This is a genomic window from Demequina sp. NBRC 110051, assembly GCF_002090055.1.
Lineage (GTDB): Bacteria > Actinomycetota > Actinomycetes > Actinomycetales > Demequinaceae > Demequina.
In genome coordinates this window covers 89,954-113,677 of sequence record NZ_BBRH01000010.1, presented here as the reverse complement: position 1 = coordinate 113,677, position 23,724 = coordinate 89,954, and the positions used below count along the sequence as shown (strand labels likewise).

The 23,724-nt window shown below is 69.6% G+C and carries 24 protein-coding genes; 5 read left to right on the top strand and 19 right to left on the bottom strand.

What is annotated here, in order from left to right; all coding sequences use genetic code 11:
- Nucleotides 1-27: 27 nt before the first annotated feature.
- Both B7K20_RS05275 and B7K20_RS05270 read left to right on the top strand, forming a co-directional pair.
- Nucleotides 28-693 (top strand): TrkA family potassium uptake protein, encoded by a 666-nt coding sequence (locus B7K20_RS05275; RefSeq protein WP_234985727.1) that lies wholly within the window; start codon nucleotides 28-30, stop codon nucleotides 691-693.
- Nucleotides 690-1,376, top strand: a complete 687-nt coding sequence (locus tag B7K20_RS05270) for a TrkA family potassium uptake protein (protein WP_084101283.1) — start codon at nucleotides 690-692, stop codon at nucleotides 1,374-1,376. The genes B7K20_RS05275 and B7K20_RS05270 overlap by 4 nt, the downstream gene beginning before the upstream one ends.
- Here B7K20_RS05270 and B7K20_RS05265 read toward each other — a convergent pair.
- The 6 genes from B7K20_RS05265 to B7K20_RS05240 all read right to left on the bottom strand — a co-directional run bounded on the left by B7K20_RS05265 (nucleotide 1,294) and on the right by B7K20_RS05240 (nucleotide 4,653).
- Entirely contained in the window at nucleotides 1,294-2,052 is a 759-nt protein-coding gene (locus B7K20_RS05265; RefSeq protein ID WP_084101281.1) for a DUF3159 domain-containing protein, read from the bottom strand. The two genes, B7K20_RS05270 and B7K20_RS05265, sit on opposite strands and share 83 nt — an antisense overlap.
- The gene (locus tag B7K20_RS05260; protein ID WP_084101278.1) at nucleotides 2,049-2,327 is read right to left on the bottom strand and encodes an OB-fold nucleic acid binding domain-containing protein; all 279 of its coding nucleotides are present in this window, start codon (nucleotides 2,325-2,327) and stop codon (nucleotides 2,049-2,051) included. The genes B7K20_RS05265 and B7K20_RS05260 overlap by 4 nt, the downstream gene beginning before the upstream one ends.
- A complete protein-coding gene (locus tag B7K20_RS05255) occupies nucleotides 2,324-2,962 on the bottom strand; it encodes a DUF3710 domain-containing protein (protein ID WP_084101277.1) in 639 nt (212 codons plus the stop codon). The genes B7K20_RS05260 and B7K20_RS05255 overlap by 4 nt, the downstream gene beginning before the upstream one ends.
- The gene (dut, locus tag B7K20_RS05250; protein WP_084101275.1) at nucleotides 2,955-3,404 is read right to left on the bottom strand and encodes a dUTP diphosphatase; all 450 of its coding nucleotides are present in this window, start codon (nucleotides 3,402-3,404) and stop codon (nucleotides 2,955-2,957) included. The genes B7K20_RS05255 and dut overlap by 8 nt, the downstream gene beginning before the upstream one ends.
- 13 nt (nucleotides 3,405-3,417) lie before the next feature.
- The gene (locus tag B7K20_RS05245; RefSeq protein ID WP_084101273.1) at nucleotides 3,418-3,717 is read right to left on the bottom strand and encodes a DUF4193 domain-containing protein; all 300 of its coding nucleotides are present in this window, start codon (nucleotides 3,715-3,717) and stop codon (nucleotides 3,418-3,420) included.
- Nucleotides 3,718-3,828: 111 nt separating this feature from the next.
- Nucleotides 3,829-4,653, bottom strand: coding sequence for an inositol monophosphatase family protein (locus B7K20_RS05240; RefSeq protein WP_084101271.1), 825 nt, complete (start codon nucleotides 4,651-4,653; stop codon nucleotides 3,829-3,831).
- Between the two features lie 97 nt (nucleotides 4,654-4,750).
- Between B7K20_RS05240 and sepH the strand changes: the two genes are divergently transcribed.
- On the top strand, nucleotides 4,751-5,782 hold the full coding sequence (gene sepH / locus B7K20_RS05235; protein WP_084101444.1) for a septation protein SepH: 1,032 nt from the start codon (nucleotides 4,751-4,753) through the stop codon (nucleotides 5,780-5,782).
- Here sepH and B7K20_RS05230 read toward each other — a convergent pair.
- Genes B7K20_RS05230 through B7K20_RS05220 form a run of 3 tightly spaced genes read right to left on the bottom strand, consistent with a single transcriptional unit; the run spans nucleotide 5,779 to nucleotide 8,092 of the window.
- Entirely contained in the window at nucleotides 5,779-6,360 is a 582-nt protein-coding gene (locus tag B7K20_RS05230; protein ID WP_200809027.1) for an alpha/beta hydrolase, read from the bottom strand. The two genes, sepH and B7K20_RS05230, sit on opposite strands and share 4 nt — an antisense overlap.
- On the bottom strand, nucleotides 6,357-7,529 hold the full coding sequence (locus B7K20_RS05225) for an alkaline phosphatase family protein (protein ID WP_084101269.1): 1,173 nt from the start codon (nucleotides 7,527-7,529) through the stop codon (nucleotides 6,357-6,359). Before B7K20_RS05225 ends, B7K20_RS05230 begins: the two co-directional genes overlap by 4 nt.
- The gene (locus B7K20_RS05220) at nucleotides 7,526-8,092 is read right to left on the bottom strand and encodes a DUF5998 family protein (protein WP_234985726.1); all 567 of its coding nucleotides are present in this window, start codon (nucleotides 8,090-8,092) and stop codon (nucleotides 7,526-7,528) included. Before B7K20_RS05220 ends, B7K20_RS05225 begins: the two co-directional genes overlap by 4 nt.
- Nucleotides 8,093-8,213: 121 nt before the next feature.
- Here B7K20_RS05220 and B7K20_RS05215 point away from each other — a divergent pair, with 121 nt between their 5' ends.
- Nucleotides 8,214-10,667, top strand: coding sequence for a DNA topoisomerase (ATP-hydrolyzing) subunit A (locus B7K20_RS05215; RefSeq protein WP_084101265.1), 2,454 nt, complete (start codon nucleotides 8,214-8,216; stop codon nucleotides 10,665-10,667).
- 160 nt (nucleotides 10,668-10,827) lie between these two features.
- On the opposite strand, the gene B7K20_RS05210 is transcribed toward B7K20_RS05215, so the two are convergent.
- The 6 genes from B7K20_RS05210 to B7K20_RS05185 all read right to left on the bottom strand — a co-directional run bounded on the left by B7K20_RS05210 (nucleotide 10,828) and on the right by B7K20_RS05185 (nucleotide 19,221).
- Nucleotides 10,828-13,497 carry a phosphoenolpyruvate carboxylase gene (locus tag B7K20_RS05210; protein WP_234985725.1) on the bottom strand — a complete coding sequence of 890 codons (2,670 nt, stop codon included), beginning with the start codon at nucleotides 13,495-13,497 and terminating at the stop codon, nucleotides 10,828-10,830.
- Nucleotides 13,498-13,602: 105 nt separating this feature from the next.
- Complete coding sequence (locus B7K20_RS05205) at nucleotides 13,603-14,919, bottom strand: threonine/serine exporter ThrE family protein (RefSeq protein WP_159449333.1); 1,317 nt, start codon at nucleotides 14,917-14,919, stop codon at nucleotides 13,603-13,605.
- Nucleotides 14,920-15,007: 88 nt separating this feature from the next.
- Nucleotides 15,008-15,679: a class F sortase gene (locus B7K20_RS05200; protein ID WP_084101262.1), complete on the bottom strand. Its 672-nt coding sequence runs from the start codon at nucleotides 15,677-15,679 to the stop codon at nucleotides 15,008-15,010.
- Between the two features lie 81 nt (nucleotides 15,680-15,760).
- Complete coding sequence (locus tag B7K20_RS05195) at nucleotides 15,761-16,522, bottom strand: hypothetical protein (RefSeq protein ID WP_144018546.1); 762 nt, start codon at nucleotides 16,520-16,522, stop codon at nucleotides 15,761-15,763.
- A 163-nt stretch (nucleotides 16,523-16,685) separates the two neighbouring features.
- Nucleotides 16,686-17,036: a hypothetical protein gene (locus tag B7K20_RS05190; RefSeq protein ID WP_084101260.1), complete on the bottom strand. Its 351-nt coding sequence runs from the start codon at nucleotides 17,034-17,036 to the stop codon at nucleotides 16,686-16,688.
- Nucleotides 17,037-17,121: 85 nt separating this feature from the next.
- Nucleotides 17,122-19,221 (bottom strand): type IIA DNA topoisomerase subunit B, encoded by a 2,100-nt coding sequence (locus B7K20_RS05185; protein ID WP_144018545.1) that lies wholly within the window; start codon nucleotides 19,219-19,221, stop codon nucleotides 17,122-17,124.
- 127 nt (nucleotides 19,222-19,348) lie between these two features.
- Here B7K20_RS05185 and B7K20_RS05180 point away from each other — a divergent pair, with 127 nt between their 5' ends.
- Nucleotides 19,349-20,191 (top strand): tryptophan-rich sensory protein, encoded by an 843-nt coding sequence (locus B7K20_RS05180; RefSeq protein ID WP_200809026.1) that lies wholly within the window; start codon nucleotides 19,349-19,351, stop codon nucleotides 20,189-20,191.
- On the opposite strand, the gene B7K20_RS05175 is transcribed toward B7K20_RS05180, so the two are convergent.
- The 4 genes from B7K20_RS05175 to B7K20_RS05160 form a co-directional block, all read right to left on the bottom strand.
- Nucleotides 20,188-20,682, bottom strand: a complete 495-nt coding sequence (locus B7K20_RS05175) for a GNAT family N-acetyltransferase (protein ID WP_084101256.1) — start codon at nucleotides 20,680-20,682, stop codon at nucleotides 20,188-20,190. The genes B7K20_RS05180 and B7K20_RS05175 overlap by 4 nt on opposite strands.
- A 1-nt stretch (nucleotide 20,683) precedes the next feature.
- On the bottom strand, nucleotides 20,684-21,058 hold the full coding sequence (locus tag B7K20_RS05170) for a hypothetical protein (RefSeq protein ID WP_084101254.1): 375 nt from the start codon (nucleotides 21,056-21,058) through the stop codon (nucleotides 20,684-20,686).
- Between the two features lie 139 nt (nucleotides 21,059-21,197).
- Nucleotides 21,198-22,592, bottom strand: a complete 1,395-nt coding sequence (locus tag B7K20_RS05165; protein ID WP_084101252.1) for an RNA polymerase sigma factor — start codon at nucleotides 22,590-22,592, stop codon at nucleotides 21,198-21,200.
- A 59-nt stretch (nucleotides 22,593-22,651) separates the two neighbouring features.
- On the bottom strand, nucleotides 22,652-23,713 hold the full coding sequence (locus tag B7K20_RS05160) for a DUF4192 family protein (protein WP_159449332.1): 1,062 nt from the start codon (nucleotides 23,711-23,713) through the stop codon (nucleotides 22,652-22,654).
- Between the last annotated feature and the right edge of the window lie 11 nt (nucleotides 23,714-23,724).

Genomic DNA, 23,724 nt, shown 5'->3' with positions numbered 1-23,724 from the left:
GGGCGGGTGGGTATACCGTGGGTTCCCGTGCACATCGTCATCATGGGCTGCGGGCGCACCGGCGCGGCGTTGGCCGGCCAATTCGAGTCACGCGGCCATTCCGTGGCCGTGATCGATCGCGTGGGCGACGCCTTCCGTCGTCTTCCGGCCGATTTCCAGGGTCAGCGCATCACCGGCATCGGTTTTGACCGCGAGACTCTCGTGTCGGCGGGTGTCGAGGACGCCTACGGCTTCGCCGCCGTCTCCTCGGGTGACAACTCCAACATCCTCGCCGCCCGTGTGGTGCGCGAGACGTACGGCGTGGACAACGTGGTGGCACGCATCGCGGACCCAGGACGCGCCGAGGTCTATCGCCGCCTGGGCATCCCGACCGTCGCTCCGGTGCCGTGGACGAGCGCACAGATCGTGTCCCGGCTGCTTCCCGGCGGGGCCGACGAGGGCTTCACCGATGAAACCGCGGGGATTGCCGTGCGCCGCCTGTCCCTGCACGAGGGCTGGGTGGGCTCCACGGTCACGGCGTTGCAAGACGCGAGCCACGCCCGCATCGCCTATCTGGTGCGCTTCGGCAAGGCCGTGCTGCCCGAACCCACCACGGTGGTCCAGGTGGACGACGAGGTCTGGTTCGCCATCCCTGACGCCGAGAGCAAGCATGCCGAACGCACCGTGTCGCGAGGCCCGGGAGGAAACTCATGAGGGTCCTGATCGCCGGCGCCGGTTCGGTGGGTCGTTCGATCGCGCGCGACCTGTTGGAGCACGGCCACGAGGTCCTGCTGATGGATGTCTCCCCCGCCGCCATGCGTGTCGCCCAGGTGGCCGAGGCCGAGTGGATGCTTGCCGACGCCTGCGAGATGGCCGCGCTGCGCGAGGCCGGCACCGAGACCATGGACGTGGTCGTCGCCGCCACCGGTGACGACAAGGCCAACCTGGTGGTGTCCTTCTTGGCCAAGACCGAGTTCGGCGTACCGCGCACCGTTGCCCGCGTGAACAACCCTCGCAACGAGTGGATGTATGACGCGCAGTGGGGTGTGGACGTCGCGGTCTCGACGCCGCGCATCATGACGGCGATGGTCGAGGAGGCCGTCGCCGTGGGCGACCTGGTGAAGGTCTTCACCTTCCACCAGTCCGGCGCCTCGATCATGGAGGTCACGCTGCCCGCCGACTCCCCCGTCGTGGGCTCCACGGTGCGCTCCATCGAGTGGCCTCAGGAGATCGTGCTGTCCTGCATTGTGCGCGGAGACCGCACCATCGCACCCAGCCCCGCGGACACCCTCGAGGCCTACGACGAGCTGCTGTTTATCGTGTCGGCTGAGGCGGATCCGGAGTCTCTGACGCCGGTCTTGCGCTCTGCACCACGAGCCACACCGCCCACAGAGTAAGCGCGAACAGCGGCACGCCCATCACCAGGCGAGCCGTTCCGAGCGCCGCCACCTGGTCGGCGAGGTACAGCGGGACCTGGACGGCGAGGCGCAGGGCAAACATCGCTGTGAGCAACGCCGTCGCGATCTGCATGGCCTTCATCTCGCGCTTGTTGTCACGCCACCCGGTACCCTCGCCGCGCAGGAGGCCCGCGACGATGCCGACCACGGGCCAGCGCACCGCCATCGAGATCAGCAGGCCCACCAGATAGGCGGCATTGAGCAGCAGCCCGCCCGCGAAGTAGTCGCTGGGCTCGCCCGTGCGCCACGCCCACACGGCGCCGATGCCCACGCCCACGGCGCCCGACAGCGCCTGCTGGATGGACGACCGCTGCACCAGCCGCATGGCAACTAGGATGAGCATCGTGATCACGGCCGCGATCACGGGAACGCGCATCGAGCCGTCGATGAGGTACGCGATCACGAAGACCACGCCTGGTGCGGCGGCCTCGGCGAAGCCTCGCCAGCCGCCCACGGCATCGGCCAGATTGAAATCGTCGGATTCGAGGACCTTGCCCAGGCCGCCCACGGAACGTGGCGAGCCGTCGGGCCCAGCCTGCACGGCATCGGACGCCGAGTCGCCGGCCCGCTCGTGGTGGTCAACCGGCACCTCGCGCTGCGGCTCCTCGCCGCTCATGCGAGCCAGTACTGGGGGTTGTAGATTCGCGGCATCGCCTCGGCGTGCGACACGCGGCCCTTGAGGGTCACGTGGGCACCCGCCTCGATGCCGGGGATGGCGCGTCGGCCCATGAACACGGCGTCGATTCTGCCCGTGCCGTCGTCGAGCCGCGCGGTGAGCTGGGGAGCCGCGTCGTGCGGCTCGATCTGGAGGGACACGATGCGGCCCGAGACGGTCGCGACCTCGCGAGCCACGGCATCGGCGATCCGCTGGTGTGCGGGCGCCACGCTCATGCGGTGCCTCCCGGCCTTCCGGGTGCCGGAGATCCCGCAGGCGGCGTCAGCGTGAGGACGGAGCCGGCGACGGCCGCTCCCTCGCCTCGCGCCACGGCACAGCGAGAAATGAGCGCATCCACGCGGGCCCGGGTGGACTCCTGGTGCACGCTGGGGCCGATGCTCGTGACCTTCAGCAGCCAACGGTCGCCGTCGATGCCCTGCACGCGCATGGGAATCGCGATGATCTTGCCGTCGGGCCGCTTGTGGGGGCGCAGGACGGCGAGCTCGGGGCCGTAGCGGCCCTCGTCGACCGAGACCTGCGAGCCCCTGGCGCGCAGCTGCTCGGCCATGCGCGGACGCAGGTCGGTCCAGCGGCTCTCGCCGCGCGGGGCGGCGATGACCTGGAGCTGGACCTGGACGTCGCCCGAGCGCACGGAGACCGCGCCACACTGGCGCGTCTTGGCGTCGAACTCGGCTCGCATCTGCAGGCCGTCGACGGCGCCGATGCGCAGCGCGCCAAAGTCGACGAAGCGCGCGTCGGAGGACTCCTCGCCCACCGACCACGGCCCGTCGAGGACCTCGAGTCCCGCGAGCGGGTCGGGGATAGCGCCGGCGGACGACTCGTCGGGCGTCTCCTGGGGGGTCTCAGACATCGCGCACCCCCGTCGAGCCGAATCCACCCTCGCCCCGGTGGGAGCCCGGCAGGCGTTCGACCTCGACAAAGGCGGCCTTCTCGACGCGCTGGATCACCAGCTGCGCGATGCGGTCGCCCGCTTTGAGCGAGACCGCCTCGGTCGCGTCGGTGTTGAGCAGCGTGACCTGGATCTCGCCGCGGTATCCCGCGTCGACGGTGCCCGGGGCGTTCACGACGGTGATGCCGTGACGCGCCGCGAGGCCCGAGCGGGGGTGCACGAACGCGGCGTACCCGTCGGGCAGCGCGATCGAGAGTCCGGTAGGGACGGTGGCTCGCTCGCCGGGGCCCAGATCCACGTCCACGCGCGTGATGATGTCGGCACCCGCATCGCCTGGATGCGAGTACCGAGGTAGGGGGACGTCGGGGCCGGTCGTGGTGACCAGTACGTCGAGCGAAGCCATCGTCAACGGCCGCTTAGGCCGCGCACTCCGAGCAGATCGGCTGGTCGCCACGCATCTCAGCCAGCTGGCTGCGGTGGTGGACCAGGAAGCACGACATGCACGTGAATTCATCCTGCTGAGCAGGAAGGACGCGCACGGAGAGCTCCTCGCCGGACAGGTCGGCGCCGGGCAGCTCAAAGCCTTCGGCCGCCTCCGTCTCGTCCTCGTCGACCACGCCCGACGACTTGTCGTTGCGGCGGGCCTTCAGCTCCTCGATCGAGTCGGCCGAGATCTCGTCATCGGTCTTGCGGGGAGCGTCGTAATCAGTTGCCATCAGGCAGTTCTTCCCTTCGAGTGTGCAACATGCGTGTACACAATGCTGCGCGGGGGCGTTTTGTTCCCTCGGGCGCAGGCATTGTGCCCCAAAAACACCGTTCGCGCGACCCTAACCGCGCGAGTCGTCCGCGAGAGGCCCCGCGCTGGCCTCCATGAGCGCGTCGTGAAGCGCGTCCCAGAGGTCGGGATGCGCCGCGATCACGAGCCCCTCGTCGGCCGGTCCTCCGCCGACACCGGCGACCTTCAGCCCGGCCTCCTGCGCGATGAGCGAGCCGGCGGCGATGTCCCACGCCTTGAGTCCGTGCTCGTAATACGCGTCCACCGTGCCTGCAGCGGCGTGGCACAGGTCGATCGCTCCCGCACCCTGGCGGCGGATGTCGCGTACCTGGCCCAGGAGCCGCGCGACGATCTCGCCCTGGCGGGCTCGCCTGGCGGCCGTGTATTGGAAGCCGGTGGCGAGCAACGTGCGGTCCATCGAGGTGGTGTCACGGCGGCCGATGCGGTGGTCGCCTCGGTAGGCACCCTCACCACGTGCGGCGCACCACAGCTCGCCGGTGGCGTCGCTGATCGCGGCGGCCTCGAGGCGCCACTCGTGAGTGTTCGCGGGACCACTCACGGCCGCCACCGACACCCCGTAGTACGGGATCCCGTAGAGATAGTTCACCGTGCCATCGATGGGGTCGAGCACCCAGGTGATGCCCGTTTCGCTCGGGACGTCGTCGCCCTCCTCCCCCAGGATGCCGTCGCCCGGTCTCCACTGGGCGATGCGTTCGCGCAGCAATTGCTCCGAGGCGAGATCCATCTGAGTGACGATGTCCACGTCCGATGATTTGGTGGCCGCGACCTGTGCCTGCGCCCGGCCGTCGCGAATGAGGGCGCCCGCCTCGCTCGCCAGCGCGCGTGCCACGTCCAGGAGTTCTTGGGGAGTCGCCATGCCGGCCATCCTGCCAAAGCCGGCGACCGTCGCAACGATTCCCGCCACGCGCGTGGCGCGAGCGGCATTTGTCCCGCCCGCGTGGCACCCTGATCGCATGACGCGACTTTCCTTCGTGCGACCCGGAGACGACGGCGACCACCTGGTGCTCGCCACGGAGTCGGGCGAGCAGTTCGAGCTCGAGCTCACCGACGATCTGCGCCGCGCCGTCGCGACCGTGCGGCCGCGCCGCACCGAGGAGCAGGCCGAGCCCGGCACGGCGACCATGAGCCCCAAGGAGATTCAGCAGCGCATCCGCGGCGGCCTCAACGCCGCCGAGCTGTCAGAGCTCACGGGCCAGCCCTACGCGCTCCTCGAGCGCTACGAGGGCCCGGTGCTCGCGGAGCGCTCCTACATCGCCGATCTGGCTCGCGGCACGCGTATTGGGCGCGAGAGCGACTCCCCCGTCCTGGGCGACCTCGTCACCGACCGCCTGGCCGGACGTGGCGTGGACCCCGAGGCCGTGGTCTGGGACGCCTGGCGCGAGATCGACGAACCGTGGATGGTCGCGGCCGACTACAGGGTCGACGGACGCAACGTGCGCGCCCAGTGGGCCTTCGACCACGCCGCGCGGGCGGTCACCGCGCTCGATGACGAGTCCAGGTGGCTCAGCGAGACCGAGCTGCTCGATGTCCCCATCCCCAAGCGCCACCTCAGCGCCGTGCGCGAGGTCAAGGACGAGGCCGCTCCGCTGGATCAGGTGCGCCCGGCGATGCCGGCACCGCTCGAGACGGAGCCCACGCAAACCGAGCTTCTGCTCGAGGACCTCGACACGCGCCGCGGCACGCGGGACTCCGTGGAGCCCGAGGACCTTGACGATCACGACGACGACGGCGGCTTCGAGGGCTTCGGCCCCGCCGTGCAGCGCCAGCGCCAGGCCGACGTGGGCTTCAGCTCTCCCCCGGCCGGCTCGATGGGCCACCCCGCGGGATCGGCGCGACGCTCCTCCGGCGCGGACGCCTCGGCTCCGAGCGCCTCGAGCGCCCCGGAGGCATCAGAGACGCCCGCTCCCGAGCGCAAGTCAACCAAGCGTGGGCGCTCGTCCGTGCCGAGCTGGGACGAGATCGTCTTCGGCGCGAAGAACGACTAAGCGTTCGTGGAGACCGCGAGTTCCTCGAGCAGCGCGAGGCCGGACTCCCACGAGCCCAGTCCCGATCGGTCGTTGAGGTGGCCGTAGGCGCCGGCGACCTCGAGCCGCGCACCCACCTGCTCGGAGTACCACCTGGCATGGCCGAGCGAGCCGTAGGGGTCGTCCGTGCTGGCGACCGCAACGGCCGGCACCGGGATGCGTGGCAGCGCCTCGCGGTGGAATCCGCGAATGGCCTCCGGGGCATCGTCGCGCCCGGGATCGGGAGGCGCCACCAGCAGAGCGGCCCGCGCACGGCCGGGGTGAGCCGCGAGCCACCAGGCCGCCGCATAGGTGCCGAGCGAGTGCGCCACGAGCAGCGGCAACTCCCCGGTCGCTGCCACGGACGACGTGGCCGCCACATCCACGGCGGAGATCCAGTCGTCGACGTCGGGCGCGTCCCAGCTCGCGGGCGCCGTGCGCACCGCACGGGGGTGCGCGGACTGCCACAGGGACTGCCAGTGAGCCGCGCCGGAGTCTCCCAAGCCCGGGACAATGACCAGCGGCGTCGCAGCGCTGATGGCGCCCCAGCTCACGGTCACGAGGCGCCCTCGGCCACGAAGAGCGGCACCTGCAGTTCCTCGGGCGTCAGCGAGCCGTGGACGCCCACCAGCTCAAGCGACGCCGGCGACTGCGTGCGCGAGTCCACCACGGTTGCCCGGCCCGTCATCGCCACCACCAGGTCGCCCACGCGTTCCTCGACGTGAGGATCCATGACGCCGAACAGCCCTGCCGCGCGGGCCTCGTCCCTGGTCGCGACGACGGCCGCCTCCCCCAGGTGCTCGGACCATCGCGCCGCGACGACATCGACGCTCTCGCCGTCGCGAAGGTGCACGTGCAGGGCTCGGGGCTCGCCGGCCACCAGTGCGACGCCCTCGCCGAGGACCGGATCGGTCGCCACGTCCCAGCGCGGCGCGCCGGCGATGTTCACCATGCCGTGATCCGCCGTCGCCACCATGGCCGTGCCGCGCGGGAGGGATGCGGCGAGCCGGCGCAGGCCGCGCTCGGCCTCCTCGAGCTCGGCGATCCACGCGTCGGAGCCCCAGCCGTGATGGTGACCCGCTTTGTCGATCTCGGCCCAGTACAGGTACGTCACGCCGGGCTTCTTGGCGGCTTGGAGCGCGGCGTCCACACGAGCATCGATGCCCTCGGCGCCGACGAAGGTGCCGCCGCGCAGGGCGGCGAGGGTCAGCCCCGATCCCGCGAAGCGCTGCTTGCCGATCGCGGTGACATGGATCCCCGCGGCGGTTCCGGTCTCGAGGAGGCTGGGGTAGGGCTGCCACTCGTGCGCGTCATACGCGCCGTGCCACGACACCAGGTTGGCGAGCGCTCCCGTGCGGGGATTGCGGACCGTGTAGCCCAGCATGCCCGTCTGCCCGGCCGGACGTCCCGTACCGAGCAGGGCGAGGGACGATGCCGTGGTTGAGGGATAGCCCGAGGTCAGGCTCTTGCGGGCGACAGAGCGCAAAAACGGCGTGTGCCCCTGCCAGGGCGCGAACTGGAGCTTTCCCAGGCCGTCGAGCAGCACCACCACGACGTGGCGGCAGCTGCCCAGGCCCAGCCGAGACTGGTCGGCCTTCGCGTCCCGGCCGGCCACGGCATCGGCCGCACCGACGCTCGCGAGAGCGCCAGAAAGAACGGCGCCCAGGTCCCGGCGACCGTAGTCGGGCAGGCTCAGGCCCGCGGCCGCCAGACGGTCGGCGAGGCTCACCCGCGCCGGCCGAGTGCCCGCTGGAGCGCGTCGGCGAAGTCCTCGAGGGCGCGGACCGTCTCCTCGCCGTCGGCGATGGCGCTCGCACGCACCAGCGTGTCGTCGCCGGTAATGCCGCCGGTGTAGCCGTGGTCGGCCTCGCAGTTCTCGTCGCCACAGGAGGCCGGCTCGAGCTCGATGCGCGAGTGCACTCCCCAGCCGACGGCCAGGACCAGCTCGCTGGGTGCGTCGCCGTCGGCGAAGTGCTCGGGGTGGTGCACCACGTGGGTCATCGCCGTGTGGGTGACGGCCGTGAGCATGGCTGTCTCGATGGTCGCGGAGGCCTCGTGCGCGCCTTCCGCAGAGTGCCCGGCGCCGTCGTCGATGTGCATACGCAGCAGGCGGGTGTCCGTGAGGACCAGCACGGTCATGTGGCGGCGGACCTCGCGGTCGTCGAACGTGGTCTCGGCGTGGACAAAGTGTGCCTGGACGGTCTCGTCGCCGATCGCCCTGCGCAGCACGGAGTTGGCAAGGGCCGGGTAATACCCGGCGACGGCGACGGCCTGGTCGAGCGTGTGAGACATGGGGGTCATTGTTCCACCTTGGCGTGCGTGTAGCCACCTGCCCGCGTGGCCTGTGCTCCGGCGTTGGCGGGGTGCGAGACAATGGCCGACAGTCACAGACCCCCGTGAGATCAGGAGACCCATGGCCGTCGCGCCCGAGAGCCAGATTGTCGACATCGACGTCAGCGCTGAGATGGAGACCTCGTTCCTCGAGTATGCGTACTCGGTGATCTATTCGCGCGCCCTGCCGGACGCGCGCGACGGACTGAAGCCCGTGCAGCGCCGCATCATCTACGCGATGGGCGACATGGGGCTGCGCCCCGACCGAGGTCACGTGAAGTCCTCGCGTGTGGTCGGCGAGGTCATGGGTAAGTACCACCCGCACGGCGACAGCGCCATCTATGACGCGTTGGTGCGCATGGCGCAGCCGTTCTCGCTGCGCCTGCCGCTCGTGGACGGTCACGGCAACTTCGGTTCACTCGACGACGGCCCCGCAGCCGCGCGTTACACCGAGGCGCGCCTGGCCAAGGCGTCGATGGCGATGGTCGCGGACCTCGACGAGAACGTCGTGGACCGTGTCCCCAACTACGACAACAAGCTCACGCAGCCCGAGGTCCTCCCGGCTGCGCTACCCAATCTCCTGGTCAACGGCGCGTCCGGCATCGCCGTGGGCATGGCGACCAACATGGCGCCCCACAACCTCATCGAGGTCATCTCCGCCGCGCGTCACCTGCTGGACAACCCGTCCGCGGGGCTCGACGAGCTCATGCGGTTCGTCCCCGGTCCCGACCTTCCCGGTGGCGGCAAGATCGTGGGCCTCGAGGGCGTGCGCGAGGCCTACGAGACCGGCCGCGGCAAGTTCATCACCCGCGCCACGACCCGCGTCGAGAAGGTCACCGCCCGCCGCCAGGGCATCGTCGTCACCGAGCTTCCCTACCTGGTGGGACCCGAGCGCGTGATCGAAAAGATCAAGGACGCGGTTTCCGCGAAGAAGCTCCAGGGCATCACCGCCGTCACAGACCTCACGGATCGCCACCACGGCCTGCGCCTGGTCATCGAGATCAAGAACGGCTTCAATCCCGATGCCGTGCTTGAGCGCCTGTACAAGCTCACCCCGCTCGAAGAGTCGTTCTCGATGAACAATCTCGCGCTCGTCGAGGGACAGCCGCGCACCATGGGCCTCAAGGAGATGCTGCAGGTCTGGGTGGGCCACCGCCTGGACGTCACCCGTCGCCGTTCGGAGCACCGCCTCCAGGCCCGCCGCGACCGCCTCCACCTCGTCGACGGCCTGCTGATCGCGATCCTCGACATCGACGACGTCATCCAGATCATCCGCTCGTCCGAGGACACCGCGGAGGCGCGCGAGCGCCTCATGACCGCCTTCGACCTGTCGGAGATCCAGGCCGAATACATCCTCGAGCTGCGCCTACGTCGCCTCACCAAGTTCTCGCGCCTCGAGCTCGAGAACGAGAAGGCACAACTGCTCGCCGAGATCGCGGAACTCGAAGAGATCCTCGGCTCGGACCGTGCGCTGCGTGCCGTCGTGGGTGCCGAGATGGACGCCGCTGCCGCCGAGCACGGTACGCCTCGCCGCACGATCCTGTTGGCCGAGGCAGGGGCGGTCACGTCCGCGGCCGCGCTCGCCGCCCCTGGCGCGGGCACCGGCCGCGCAGGCAAGGCGGCCCCCGCGTCGCTCGAGATCGAGGACACCCCCTGCTACGCGCTGCTGTCGACCACCGGCCTGGTCGCTCGCACGACTGACGACGAGGCCCCGGCGCGTGAGGGACGTCGTAGCTCGCATGACGTGCTGCGCTCGGTCCTCCACACGTCGACGCGTGCGGATATTGGCGTGGTGACCTCCGCCGGTCGTGTGCTGCGCCTGTCGATGATGGAGCTGTCCGCGCTGGCGCCCACGAGCGAGCCGCCGTCGCTGGGCGGCGGCTCTCCCCTGGCGGAGCACCTGACGCTTGACAAGGGTGAGGAGCCGATCGCGTTGGTGTCGCTCGATTCCGACGTGCCGCTCGCGCTCGGAACGGCCGATGGCGTGGTCAAGCGGGTCAAGCCGGAGCCGGCTCCGAATAAGGACGCCTGGGAGGTCATCTCGCTGCGCGACGGCGACCGCCTGGTCGGCGCCGCACCCGCACCCGACAGCTCCGAGCTGGTGTTCGTCTCCGACCAGGCTGCCCTGTTGCGCTTCGCGGCGGACAAGGTGCGCGCCCAGGGTCGCTCCGGTGGCGGCGTGGCCGGCATCAACCTGGATGACGGCGTCAAGGTCGTGTTCTTCGGTGTGGTGCGCAACGCCCACGACGCGGTGGTGGTCACCGTCTCCGGCTCGTCCACCGCGCTTCCTGGCACCGTGCCTGGCTCCGCGAAGGTGACGGCCTTCAGCGAGTACCCCGCGAAGGGTCGCGCGACCAGTGGCGTGCGCGCCCACCGGTTCCTTAAGGGCGAAGACTCGCTCCAGATTGCCTGGGTGGGCTCGGCCCCCGCCAAGGCGACGTCGGGCGCCGGCCAGGAGGTCGCGCTGCCCGAGGATCACGGACGGCGCGACGGCTCGGGTACGGCGCTCCCGACCCCGGTCACGGGCATCGGCTAAAGCACCCAGGGGGCGGGTCTGAGTGTGACCCGCCCCTGCCCCTGAGGCGCGCATGCCCTCACGCGCGCCACGAAACGCCGCGAGGTGGCGCAGATGTCCCCATCTGCGCCACCTCGTGCGGCGTGAGCCGGCGCCGCGACCCGTGCGGCGCCGACCGAACTCAACCGGTGTTCTGCACTCCCGCGGAGACTCCGTTGACCGTGAGCAGCAGCACCTTGCGCACCGCGTCCACCGTGGCGTCGTCGTCGAGTCCGCCGCGCAGCGCCCCGAGGGCGCGCACCTGGATCAGCGACAGCGCGTCGACGTAAGGCGCGCGCAGCTGGACGGCGCGGCCCAGGACACGACGCTTGGCAAGGGGGCGATCCGAACCAGTGACATTGAGCACCCACTCGCGGGTGAGTGCCATTTCATCGAGCACCATCTGCGCGAGGTCGTCGCGGTCTCCCAGGGCGAGGTAGCGGCTCGCGAGCAGCTCGTCGGTCTTGGCCAGCGACATCTCGATGTTGTCGAGCAGCGTGGTGAACAGCGGCCACTCGGCGTAGGCGCGGCGCAGTTCGGCGAGGTCGCCATACTCGGCGAGCGCGGTGCCCAGGCCGTACCACCCGGCGAGGTTGATACGCGCTTGGCTCCAGGAGAACACCCACGGGATGGCGCGGAGGTCGTCGAGCGAGTTGACGGACAGCCCTCGCTTCGCGGGGCGCGAGCCGATGGGCAGCAGGCCCAGCTCCTCGAGCGGTGTCACCTGAGCGAACCACTGCGGGAAGCCGTCCGCCTTCACGAGCTCGTGGAAGCGGTGGCGCGAGGTCTCGTCCAGACGTGCGGCGAGCTCCGTGAACGCGGCCGTCGCCTCGGTGTTGCTCTTCTCGACGCTCGGGGACGCCTGCAGCAGCGTGGCCGCGGCAACCTCCTCGATGTGACGTTCGGCAATGGTGGGCTCGCCGTACCGGGCAAGGATGACCTCGCCCTGCTCGGTGAGCTTAAAGCGACCGTCGACCGATCCCGCGGGCTGAGCCATCACCGCACGGTTGGCGGGGCCACCGCCACGACCCAGCGCGCCGCCGCGGCCATGGAACAGGGTGAGGACGATGTCGTGACGCTCAGCCCACTCGGCGATCCGCTGCTGCGCCGAATGGAGCGCGAGGGTCGCGGAGACCGGTCCGACGTCCTTCGACGAGTCCGAGTAGCCCAGCATGACCTCGACACGGCGCCCGTTCTCGGCGAGCCGCTTTTGGACGTTCGGGTTGTCGAGGATGGCCTCGAGGATGTCGACCGAGTTTTCGAGGTCGTCGAAGGTCTCGAACAGCGGAATCGCGTCGATGACGGGCGCGTCGCCGTCGCCGAAGGCGTGTGCCGCTAGCTGGTACACCGCCGCCAGGTGCTCGGGTGCCTGCGTGAAGGACACGATGTAGCGCCGCGCGGCGCGAATGCCGTAGCGCTGCTGGACAGCGCCGATGGCGCGGAAGGTGTCGAGCACCTCGCGCGTACGGGGCTGCAGGTCACCGTGGACGCCGTTGGCCTCGATGTCCGCCAGAGCCTCCTCGTGCACCTGCGAGTGCTGGCGTACCTCGAGCTCGGCAAGGTGGAAGCCGAACGTCCGCACCTGCCAGATCAGCTGCTGGAGCTGACCGTAGGCGGCCCGGCTCGCGCCCGCGGCGACGAGCGACTCCTGCACGACGATCAGGTCCGCGACGAGTGCCTCGGGGTTCGCGTACTGCAGATCGGCGTTACGTGCCTGTGTCGCGGCGACGCGTGAGGCCACGAACAGCATGGCCGCGCGGTGCGGCTCGTGGGGCGACTCGTTGTCGGCCTCGGTGCTGAGGGCGCCGTCGAGCTGCGACTGGCGCTGGCGCAGCGCGAGGAGCGCATCGGACGCCGGCGTGGTCGCGTCGTCCAGGGTGAGCGAGCGAGCCACGGTAAGCGACGACTTCTGCAGCGCCGTCAGCGCATGCTCGGCGGCAAGTCCCGCCGCCGCACGGGTGATTTCCGCGGTGACGTTGGGGTTGCCGTCACGGTCGCCACCGATCCACGAGCCGAGCGACACGAAGGGCCGCACGAGCGGCTCGGTGCGTCCGGCATCGTCCCCGAGCAGGTAGTCGTCCAGGCGCCGGTAGACACGGGGGAACGTGTCGAACATGGTGGATTCGACGACGGCGAGCGCGGAGCGCACCTCGTCCAGCACGGTGGGCTTCTGGGCACGAATGAGCGACGTGCGCCACAGTCCGTCGATCTCGGCAAGCAGCGCGCGCTCGTTTTCTGCTCCGGTGGTGCCGCCCACATCGTCGTTGTCGCGGCGGTCCAGCAGCGTCGAGATGCGACGGATCGCCCCCGACACGGCGCGGCGACGCGCCTCGGTGGGGTGCGCGGTGAGGACCGGACGGAATTCCATCGCCTGGACACGGCGCAGCGCCTCGTCCCGGCCCACCTCCTCGGCGAGCTGCGCGAACGCGGCCGACAGCGTGTCGTCCTCCGTCAACGCCGATGCGCGGCGCTGGCGCAGCACTCGCACGCGGTGATGCTCCTCCGCCAGGTTCGCCAGGTGGAAGTAGCACGTGAAGGCGCGAGCGACCTGCTCGGCCCGCTCCAGCGAGAAGGACTCGACAAGAGCCTCCGCCTCCCTGAGCGCGGCCTGGCCATCGTCACCCGCCATGTCGTGGGCGCGGATCGTCAGCTCGCGCAACTTCTCGACGTCGGCGAGAAGCTCCTCGCCGCCCGACTCCTGAAGAACGCGGCCCAACAGGCCGCCAAGGAGCCGCACGTCATCGCGGAGCGGATCGGGAACGTCGTGGCGCGCAAGGTTGCGCTCTGCCGGGGTCAACGAGTTCTCAGTCACATGGCCGAGACTAGCGGCACCCCCCGGTGTTTTTACAATCTCGTGGGTGAACCTTGGTCTTGATCAGGGGCCATGCGCTGCCGGGATCGCCGCGATGGCCCTCGCCTAAGCCGCGAACGACCACTCCCGATCGGTGACGAGCTTGGCAGCGACCAGCCCCACCATGATCGACAGCATGATGAGGCTCACCTCGAGGATGCCTGCCGTCGCCGCCGCGTAGTCGCCGCTGTTCAGCGACACGAGCGCCTCATGCGCCGGGACACCAGGGATCATGACCAACACGGCGGGCACGGACAGGGTGATCACCGGGAACCGGCCCCCGCGTGCCGCCCACGCCGCGAGGCAGCCCACCACGAGGCACGCGAGTGCGGTGGCGATCTGGGTTTCGAGTCCCGCATCGATCGCCCACAGGCGGCCAGTGTTGGCCAGCGCCCCGATCAGCGCGGCCGTGAGGGCCAGGCGCCAGGGGCTGTTAAACATCAACGCGAATCCCAGAACGCCACACAGCGACGGCACGGCCCACAGCGCGACATCCACCGCGATCGACCCGTGTTCCCCGCTCCGCGGGGCGGTCTCCAGCACCGTCAGTTGGGACACCGCCCACACGCTGACGCCCGCCGCGAGGACGATCATGGTGCCGTAGGCGATGCGCTGGATCCCCGATTGGATGTCATTCTTGGCCATGTCCAGCGCGCCCGTAATAAGCGCAAAGCCGGGCAGGAGGAACAGCACCGACGAGATGTAGCCGGCGGCGTGCAGGGTCACGCTCGCGTCGTCTCCCCCGATGGCCGATGCGACGGCCACCCCGAGCGAGTACAGGCCGGTCGCGACGGCGCCGGCCACCATCGTGACGCCGAATCCGTTGAAGTGCCGGTGGGCGAGCACACGGCGCGTGGTCTGGCCCAGGAAGGCCGCCATGAACACGACCGCGACTTCCCACGGCACCGCGCCGTTAAGCACCGCGAACGCGGCGCACGCGAGGCCTGCCACCGCGCCATTGACTACTCCCGGGTACAGCGCTCCCCTGCCCTCGATCTCGTCGAGCGCTCGGTGCACCTCGGCGGGCGTGGTGCGTTCGGGCAGCGTGCGACGCAGCCGGTCCAGGTGGGCCAGTCGGTCGACGTTGACCGCGAAGGACCGGTTCTCGGTGACCTCGGTGCGGAAGATACGTCCACGATGGGAGGTGGCGGAGATCTCGGTCAGCGACACGTGGTTGCTGTGCTCGTGAACTCCGAGCGCGGCCGAGACGTCGGCCATCGCTTGCTTGACTCGGTAACTCGCGGTGCCCGCGGCGAGCATCATGCGACCCACGCGGAGCGTGACTCGTGACTGCTCTATCAGGGTGACGGGCTCGAGGGACTCCTCGATCTCGTCGATCGAGCGCACCTGAGTCTCCTCGGGGGGTTCCGTCTCGTCGCTCACGTGAGCCATTGTGGCAGGCACTCAGGGCGCGGCACGGGTGAGAGGTCCTACGAGCCCACAAGGCGGCATCCGCACTCGTGGGGCTTCGTCACGCGGTCTCGACCAGTTCGGCGAAGACGATGACGTTGTCGTCGAAGTGCCCGGTGCCGCGATCAAACTCACCCCCACAGGTGATGAGTCGCAGCTCTGGGGACGACGTGTTCGCATAGACGGACACCGTGGGGAAGTCGTCCTTCGCGTGCTGTTCGACACGCGTCACCGCGAACGTGGCCTCCGTCCCGTTGTCACCCTCGACGGTGATGCGGTCGCCCGCCACCAGTTCTCCGAGGCGGAAGAACACCGACGGGTCACCGTTCCAGGAGACATGCCCCGCGATGACGGCGGGGCCGACCGCGCCTGGCCTCGGCCCACCCTCGAACCATCCCGCGAGGTCGGTGTCGACGGGTGTGGCTAAGGCGCCGTCCGCCTCGAGGCCCAGCTGTTCGAGCGACGTGTCCACACCGATAGCGGGCACGGTCAGGCGAGACGGGATGCCCGCATCGGCGACCACGACGGGCGGTTCGGCAGCAACGCTCGGCGCGGCGTCAGGAGTGCCGGCGGTGACCTCCGGAACGGCGCGCTCGTCCACGGAAGCATGCGGAGAGGTCCCCGCAACGACAGCTGGCGGCGCCTCCACGCGCCAGGCATCAACGGCGACGTAGCCCATGGCGAGCGCCACAGCGATCGCGGCGACAGCGGTGCCGATACGGGTCGGGCTCATGGGGGTCCTTTCGGTTGGGGGGCTCCGGCGCAGGTGCGCCCGGCGGGGTGGGGCGTGCCCACCCCGCCGGACATCCAGGGATTACTGCTGCGCGCGACGGCGGCCGCTGATCAAGACGCCCGCGCCGATGGCGCCGGCCGTGAGGGCCACACCGCCAGCGAGCACGGCGGTGGTGGTGTCGGCGCCGGCGTCACCGGTCTGCACGCCGCCCATCGGCGCCGCGGACTGCGACTCACCGAAGGCTCCACAGGTCGCCGGGATCGTGGCCTCGAGCGGCAGCGAGTCGTCGAGCGATGACACAGCGTCGCCGTCGTACTCGCCCGAGCCGTCCAGGTCGATGCCGTGCTGCACCAGGTGAAGGTTGCTCAGCGAGTCGGCGACGTCCTGAGACACTTCGAAGGTGCGGCTGTACTCCAGGTTGCCGTCCGCGTCGGCGACCGGGAAACGATCGACGGCAAGCGCCGAGTCTCCCGAGGTGTCCCCCTCGGTCGTCAGCGAGATCATGACGCCGCCGTACATGACAGCCGCCTCGGCGGTGTTGAGCATGCCGTCGCCATCCTCATCGAGCTCCTCGACGTCCGCGGGCGTGGGACACGTGAACTCGGCATCCGAGGCACCGTGGAGGTGCTGAGCGTGAGGGGCGTTGGGCGCAAAACCCGTGCCCTCGATCTCGACGCGCACGGTGGTGCCGTCGACGGTCACCATGGCCGTGGATTCCGCGCCCGAGTCGTTGATCTCATCGAGCGTGGCGTTATAGCCATCCGCGGCGGCAGCGCCGGTCGCTCCGAGGCCGATCATCGTGGCCGCTCCCGCGGCCACCAAGGTGGATCGAAGAATACGCATGTCGTGCTCCTTCCGTTGCGGACGAGCGATCTGCTCGTCCTTGACGGAAAGCCCGCGTCAACGTCCCTGTCGACAGATCCGCAAGGTCTCTCCACAGGGTCCTTCGGGCCCACGCCCGGTGCGGATGGGTCGAGCGGGGAGCATCAGCCCTGATGAATGCGCCTCAGCGTGCGATGTGAGCCACTCTCGCGTCGATCGCCGCCTCCCACTGACGCGCCCGCCGGCGCGCCTCGATGACACCCAGCCCCGCGACCGTCGCCACGCCGATTGCGGCCGCCGCCACCCGCGTGCGCCCGGTCAGCGCCGCGCCCACACTCATGCCAGCGGCCATCACGATGAGCCCGCTCATCGCGAAGTATGAGCGGGCGTAGCCCTTCATCTCCGCCAGGGCTGCGAGGTCCGCACACGCCATGATCGCGTCGACATCGGCGCCGTTGATGGCACGCGGACCAGCGCCCGAACGTCCCATGTCGGGAAGTCCCGCGTCTCGCCGGAGGTACAAGGGAGTCGCCATGGCTCCCACCCTCGCACGCCGGCGCGGCGTCCGCATGCGTGCTCTCTCGCAAGCGCGCGCGTGACAGCACGCCGCGCGGGGCGTCTTACGCGTCGATCTGCGCCATGTCGAGCTTCGCGGCTCCAGCGATGATGAAGTCACGGCGCGGTCCCACGTCGTTGCCCATCAGGAGCTCGAAGACGCGCTCGGCCGCCTCGGCGTGCTCCGCCGTGACCCGGCGCAGGGTGCGGTGCTCGGGGTCCATCGTGGTCTCCGCGAGCTGGTCCGCGTCCATCTCTCCCAGGCCCTTGTAGCGCTGGATGTCCTCGTTGTACTTACGGCCCTTGCGGCGCAGGTCGGCCAGCGTACTCGCGAGTTCCTTCTCGGAGTACGTGTAGATGTACTCCTTCTCGCGTCGCGGCGACCCCTTGACCTCGATGCGGTGCAGCGGCGGCACGGCGGCGTAGACGCGCCCCGCGTCGATCAGGGGCCGCATGTAGCGGAAGAACAGCGTCAAGAGGAGCGTGCGGATGTGCGCGCCGTCGACATCGGCGTCCGTCATCAGGATGATCTTGCCGTAGCGCGCAGCCTCGAGGTCGAAGGTGCGGCCAGAGCCCGCACCGAGCACCTGGATGATGGCGGCGCACTCGGCGTTGTGCAGCATGTCCGTCACGGACGCCTTCTGCACGTTGAGGATCTTGCCGCGAATGGGGAACAGCGCCTGGAAGTCCGAACGGCGAGCGAGCTTGGCCGTTCCCAGCGCCGAGTCGCCCTCGACGATGAACAACTCGGACTGCTCCACGTCGTTCGAGCGGCAGTCTGCAAGCTTGGCGGGCAGCGACGACGTCTCGAGTGCGTTCTTGCGCCGCGAAATTTCCTTCTGCTTGCGCGCCGCAACACGGGCGCGCATCTCCGCCACGATCTTCTCCAGTACCGAGTTCGCCTGCTGCTTCGCGTCCCGCTTGGGGCTTGTCAGCAGCGCGCCCAGTTCGGTCTCGACGACCTTGGAGACGATGGCGCGCACGGGCGTAGTGCCGAGCACCTCCTTGGTCTGGCCCTCGAACTGAGGCTCGGGGATCCGCACCGTGACGATGGCGGTCAACCCCGCCATGATGTCGTCCTTCTCGATGCGCTCCGCGCCGTCCTTACCGGTCAGCTTCAGGCGCCTGGCGTTGGTCTCGATGACCTTGCGCAGCACCTTGGTCAGGCCGGCCTCGAAGCCCGCCTGGTGCGTGCCGCCCTTAGGGGTGGAGATGATGTTGACGAACGAGCGCACCTCGGTCTCGTAGCCCACGCCCCAGCGCAGGGCGATGTCGACCTGGCAGTCGCGCTCGACCTCTTCGGACACCAGCGTGCCGTCGGGCTTCAGCACCGGCACGGTCTCCTTGTAGGAGCCCGACCCCTGCAGCTCCCACGTGTCCGTAATGCCCGCGTCGGTTGCCACAAAGTCGACGAAGTCCTTGGCGCCGCCGTCGTAGCGGAACGACTCCTCGTGGGGGTCCTCGGGGTTGCGCTCGTCGCGGATGGTCAGCGTGAGGCCGGGCACCAGGAATGCGGTCTGGCGCGCGCGGGTCAGCAGGTCCTCGTAGGTGAAGCGGGCGTTCTTGTTGAAGATCTGGCGGTCGGCCCAGTACCGGATGCGGGTGCCGGTCTTCGCCTTCGCGACCTTGCCCGTGATGTCGATCTCCGAGCCGGTGGTGAACGGCGCGAACGTCGATGCGGGCGTGGGGTGGCCGGGGCCGTCGGCCCACTGGCCCGGCTCGCCACGCCTGAACGCCATGTGGTGGGTCTGGCCACCGCGGTCCACCCACACGTCCAGTCGCTCGCTCAACGCGTTCACGACGGAGGCGCCCACACCGTGCAGGCCGCCCGAGGCCGCGTACGAGGACCCTCCAAACTTGCCGCCCGCATGCAGCTTGGTCATGACGACCTCGAGGCCGGTGAGGCCCGTCTTGGGCTCGATGTCGACGGGGATGCCGCGGCCGTGGTCGCGCACCTCGACCGAGTCATCGGGGTACAAGATGACCTCGATGGTGTCGCCGAAACCGCCCAGGGCCTCATCCACCGAGTTGTCGATGACCTCCCACAGGCAGTGCATCAGGCCACGCGAGTCCGTGGTGCCGATGTACATGCCCGGGCGCTTGCGCACCGCCTCGAGGCCCTCGAGGACGGACAGGTGTCGTGCGGAATAGTCGGATGCTGCCACGGCGACAAGGGTAGACGGCGACACCGACACCTCCGTACAGGCGCACCGCTATCGGCTTCCAGACGGCCGATGCCAAGGCCGGGATTTCTTGACCGCCGGCCTGCGTTGTGGTCACCAAGGAGGCACCATGACCACCACCGTGACACCGACCGCCACCGCCGCCGACCGCGTCCGTCAGTGGACCGTGGCCCTGGGCGCGGTGCTCGCCATGCTCGGCGCCGCCTGGGGCTCGGGAGCCTTCGGCGGTACCCCGATCGCCGAGGCTGCCGGCGGCGCGCTCTCCGCCGATGCCACGCTTCTCGCCCCCGACTCTCCCGCCTTCGGCATCTGGTCGGCGATCTACACCGCGCTCCTGGTCTTCGCCGTCGTGCAGCTGTTGCCCTCGCGTGCGACCGACGCTCGCATGCGCGCGGTGTCGTGGTGGGTGCTCGCGTCGATGGTGCTCAATGCCGTGTGGATCGGAGTGGTGCAGGCTGGCTGGCTGTGGCTCTCGGTGCTGGTCATCGCGACGCTGGTCGCGGTCCTGGGGCTCGTCGCCGCGCGCCTGACGGCCGTACCCGCGTCCAACCCTCTCGACCTCGCGGCCACCGAGATCACGGTGGGCCTGTACCTGGGGTGGTCCGCCGTCGCGACGGTAGCCAACGTCACGGCGGGCGGTCGTGATGCCCTCGGGGCCGATGCCGCCGACGGCACGGTGTGGGCGATCGCCGCCCTCGCCGTGGTCGCGGTGCTCGCCGCCGTCATCGCGGTGAGGCTGCGCTGGCGACCGGCCCTCGCGATGGCGACGGGGCTCGCCATGGCGTGGGGCCTGGGATGGATTGCGGCGGGACGCGCCGAGGGCGAGCCGCACGACCTCGCGGTGATGTGGGCCGCGGGAATCGCGGCCGCCGTCGCCTTCGCCGCACCCTTCGCTGCCTTCGACTTCCGACGCGACCACCGCATCGGCCCTGACGAGGAGCAGCCGGACTAAAGCCCTTCGCCCCTGGTGTCCGGCACGTCGGCACGTCCGCGGACCGTCATCATCGCGATGTTGTCGGACTTCACCCAGAAGTCGAGGTCCTCGTAGAGGGGCTTGCCCATGGGGGTGGCGTGAAGCTCGACGACCTCGATGCCTCGCGCATCGGTCTCAATGAGCAGCGCCTCCATCACGGCGCGCCCGTAACCCTTGCGCTGGTGCTGCGGCGCGGTCGAGACCCACTGGATGTAGCCCATGTGATGGGAGTTGGCGCCCGGCTTCGGCAGGCGAGGCGCGATGTTGACGAGCCCGCAACAGGCGAGCCCGCCCTCCGGCGCGTCGATCACGATGCCGATGAGGTCTTTGCCCAGCCGGTCGCGCACTAAGCGCGTCGCGTCCACCGCCCAGGTGGGCGTGGGCTTGGCACCCACCGCCTTATACATGAGGGCGCCAAGGTGGACAATCTCGGCCGCATCGGCCGGCGTGGCCTCGCGCGTCTGTGCCATGTCAGCGCCAGGAGACGGCGACGATGATGTTGACCACCGTCAGTGCGCCCACGAGCCACCAGAAGGTCCGCACGGACGCGAGGTTGCCGTCGCCGGCAAGCGCCACCTTTGTCTTCTTGCCACCGACCTCGGCCAGCCCGGCAACGGCCAGCGCCACCACCAGCTTGACGCCGATCTTCGCGTGATCGACGTCAAAGTCGTTCATCTCGGCCACACCCACGAGGAGAAGTCCCGTCAGAAGCTGCGCGCGAGCACCCCAGACCATGGTCTGCGTGATGCGCTTGGTGTCGGAGCGAAGCTGGTCGAGGAACGGGCCGAGGATCGCCGCGAGGCCGATGAAGTGCAGGACCAGCAGCGTGTAACGCAAGGCATCCATGTGAAGGCTTCCTCCCTGAAAGGCTCGGCGTCGATGCTATCGCGTAGCACGCTCTGCCCCGTGCATCACAGCGCCCCAGACATGCGACAGGCGCCCGACCCTTACGGGGTGGGGCGCCTGTCGGATGAAGGCCCGGTGCTTAGTCCAAGTAGTCGCGCAGGACCTGCGAGCGCGACGGGTGACGCAGCTTCGACATGGTCTTGGACTCGATCTGACGGATGCGCTCGCGGGTGACACCGAACACGCGGCCGATCTCGTCGAGCGTCTTGGGCTGGCCGTCAGTGAGGCCGAACCGCATACCGACCACGCCCGCCTCGCGCTCGGACAAGGTGTCCATGACCTTGCTGAGCTCCTCCTGGAGGAGGGTGAAGCCCACGGCATCGGCCGGGACCACGGCCTCAGAGTCCTCGATGAGGTCACCGAACTCACTGTCGCCGTCCTCGCCGAGCGGAGTGTGCAGCGAGATGGGCTCGCGACCATACTTCTGGACCTCGACGACCTTTTCGGGCGTCATGTCGAGCTCGGCGGCCAGCTCCTCGGGAGTGGGTTCGCGACCCAGGTCCTGAAGCATCTGGCGCTGCACGCGGGCGAGCTTGTTGATGACCTCGACCATGTGGACGGGAATACGAATGGTGCGGGCCTGGTCGGCCATGGCGCGGGTGATCGCCTGGCGGATCCACCACGTCGCGTACGTCGAGAACTTGTAGCCCTTGGTGTAGTCGAACTTCTCGACCGCACGGATGAGGCCCAGGTTGCCTTCCTGGATGAGGTCCAGGAACAGCATGCCGCGACCGGTGTAGCGCTTGGCGAGCGACACCACCAGACGAAGGTTGGCCTCGAGCAGGTGGTTCTTGGCGTGACGGCCGTCGTTCGCGATCCACTGCAGTTCGGTGCGCATCTTGGGCGCGATCTTCTCGCCGCTGGCGAGCTTCTCCTCGGCGAACAGGCCGGCCTCGATGCGCTTGGCGAGGTCCACCTCCTGCTCGGCGTTCAGCAGCGCGACCTTACCGATCTGCTTGAGGTAGTCCTTGACAGGGTCGGCGGTGGCACCGGCCGTCATCACCTGCTGCACGGGGGCGTCGTCGTCGGCATTGCCGAGCACGAAGCCGCGCGAGTCGTCCTCCGGCTCGTCCTTACCAGCGTCCTTGGCATCGGCCTCGTCGCCCTCGGGCTCGGTGGCGGCCTCGTCGTCGACGTCGGGCGTTGCGGCGGCCTTCTTGGCCGGGGCCTTCTTCGCCGCGGTGCGGCGAGCGGGCGCCTTCTTGGTCGTCGCCGTGGCGGTGGTCTCGTCAGCCTCCTCGGTCGTCGCCTCGTTGGCCTTGGTGCTGGCCTTCGCGGTCGACGCCTTCGCGTTCTTGCGGGTGGTGGACGTGGCTGCGGTAGTCGTGGCCTTCTCCTTACGTCGGGAGTGCCCCTGCGATGTCACGGGGAGGGTCGCAGGTGCTGACGTGGTCGTCGTGATGGGCTTGCGCGTACCGGCCCCCTCGTCCGATGAGGGAAGTCCGAAAGCTCCGAGCGTGTCGCGCAAATCCATTCAAGTATAACGACGATTCCATGCGATCCGTTCCCTGTCGACGGCGTTTTCTCGACCGACTACGGCGCCGAGGGACGGCCATCGGCCCCGCGTCGCCAGCCCGGTCGCAGACCCAGGTCACACATGTCGATCAGCAACATCGCGAGCGTGTACCCATCATCGCATCCGAGCGCACGCATCGCCTCACGGCGGGCAGCGGCGAGGTCGTCGCTCCACCACATCACGACGGCACGCAGTGCATGGAAGACGGCGCGCTCGCGCAGACGGGCATACGCCATCGCCTGTGAGGTCCACTCGAGCGCTGCCACACACACCCCAGGCTCGGGGAGCGTCGCAGATCCCGGCCGCAGCGCGCCCTCCATGACCGCATGCACTCCCCTACTTGCGCGGCCTTCGAGCACGTCCCAGATCACGGACGGACTCCCGCCTAGCCACATCACGATCACGGCGTCCCTCACGCGCACGTCCTGGGCGGCGGCGATGCAGCGCCCCCAGATGGGCGGCTCCGCCTCACCGTCGACGGTCGCCTCGAGCTCGCTCCATCCCTGGCGACACCAGGCGTCACGGTCATCGTCGCGGTGGTGACTCCAGCGGTCAGCGGCACGGCTGGCGCGACGCTTGTCGTTGCCCGTGACCTGGACGGCGCGATCATGGACCACATTTCCGCGCCACCCGTCCACGGTCACGCGCGGGCCACGAGGCACGGGTGCGACCTGGGGCGCGGGACGCTCGTCGGGCGGGCAACAGTCTGGGTCCATGCACAGCCCGGCCCAATAGTGATTCCCATCCGTCACCCAGGCATGCGCGTCGATCCCTTCGAGTCTGAGGCAAGGCATGATCTCGTCGAGCGCGGGACATCCGGCCCCGGGCGCAAGGTCGCTCCAACTGACCACGATCGCACGGTCCGCGCCGGCGAACGCCAGATCGCGGGCGAGCGCCGCTCCCGTGTCTGGCGACAGCTCAGGCACGCACAGGTCGACGCGATCGACCTTCACCGCGGCAAGGACCTCGCCGTCCTTGGCTGTGCCCAGCACGATGACGGCGTCATGCGGCTCCTCGCCCAGCATGGCGGGGAGAGCGGCGATGAGGTCGCCCGGGTTGCGAATAGTCGATGTCGTCATGGGACCACCGT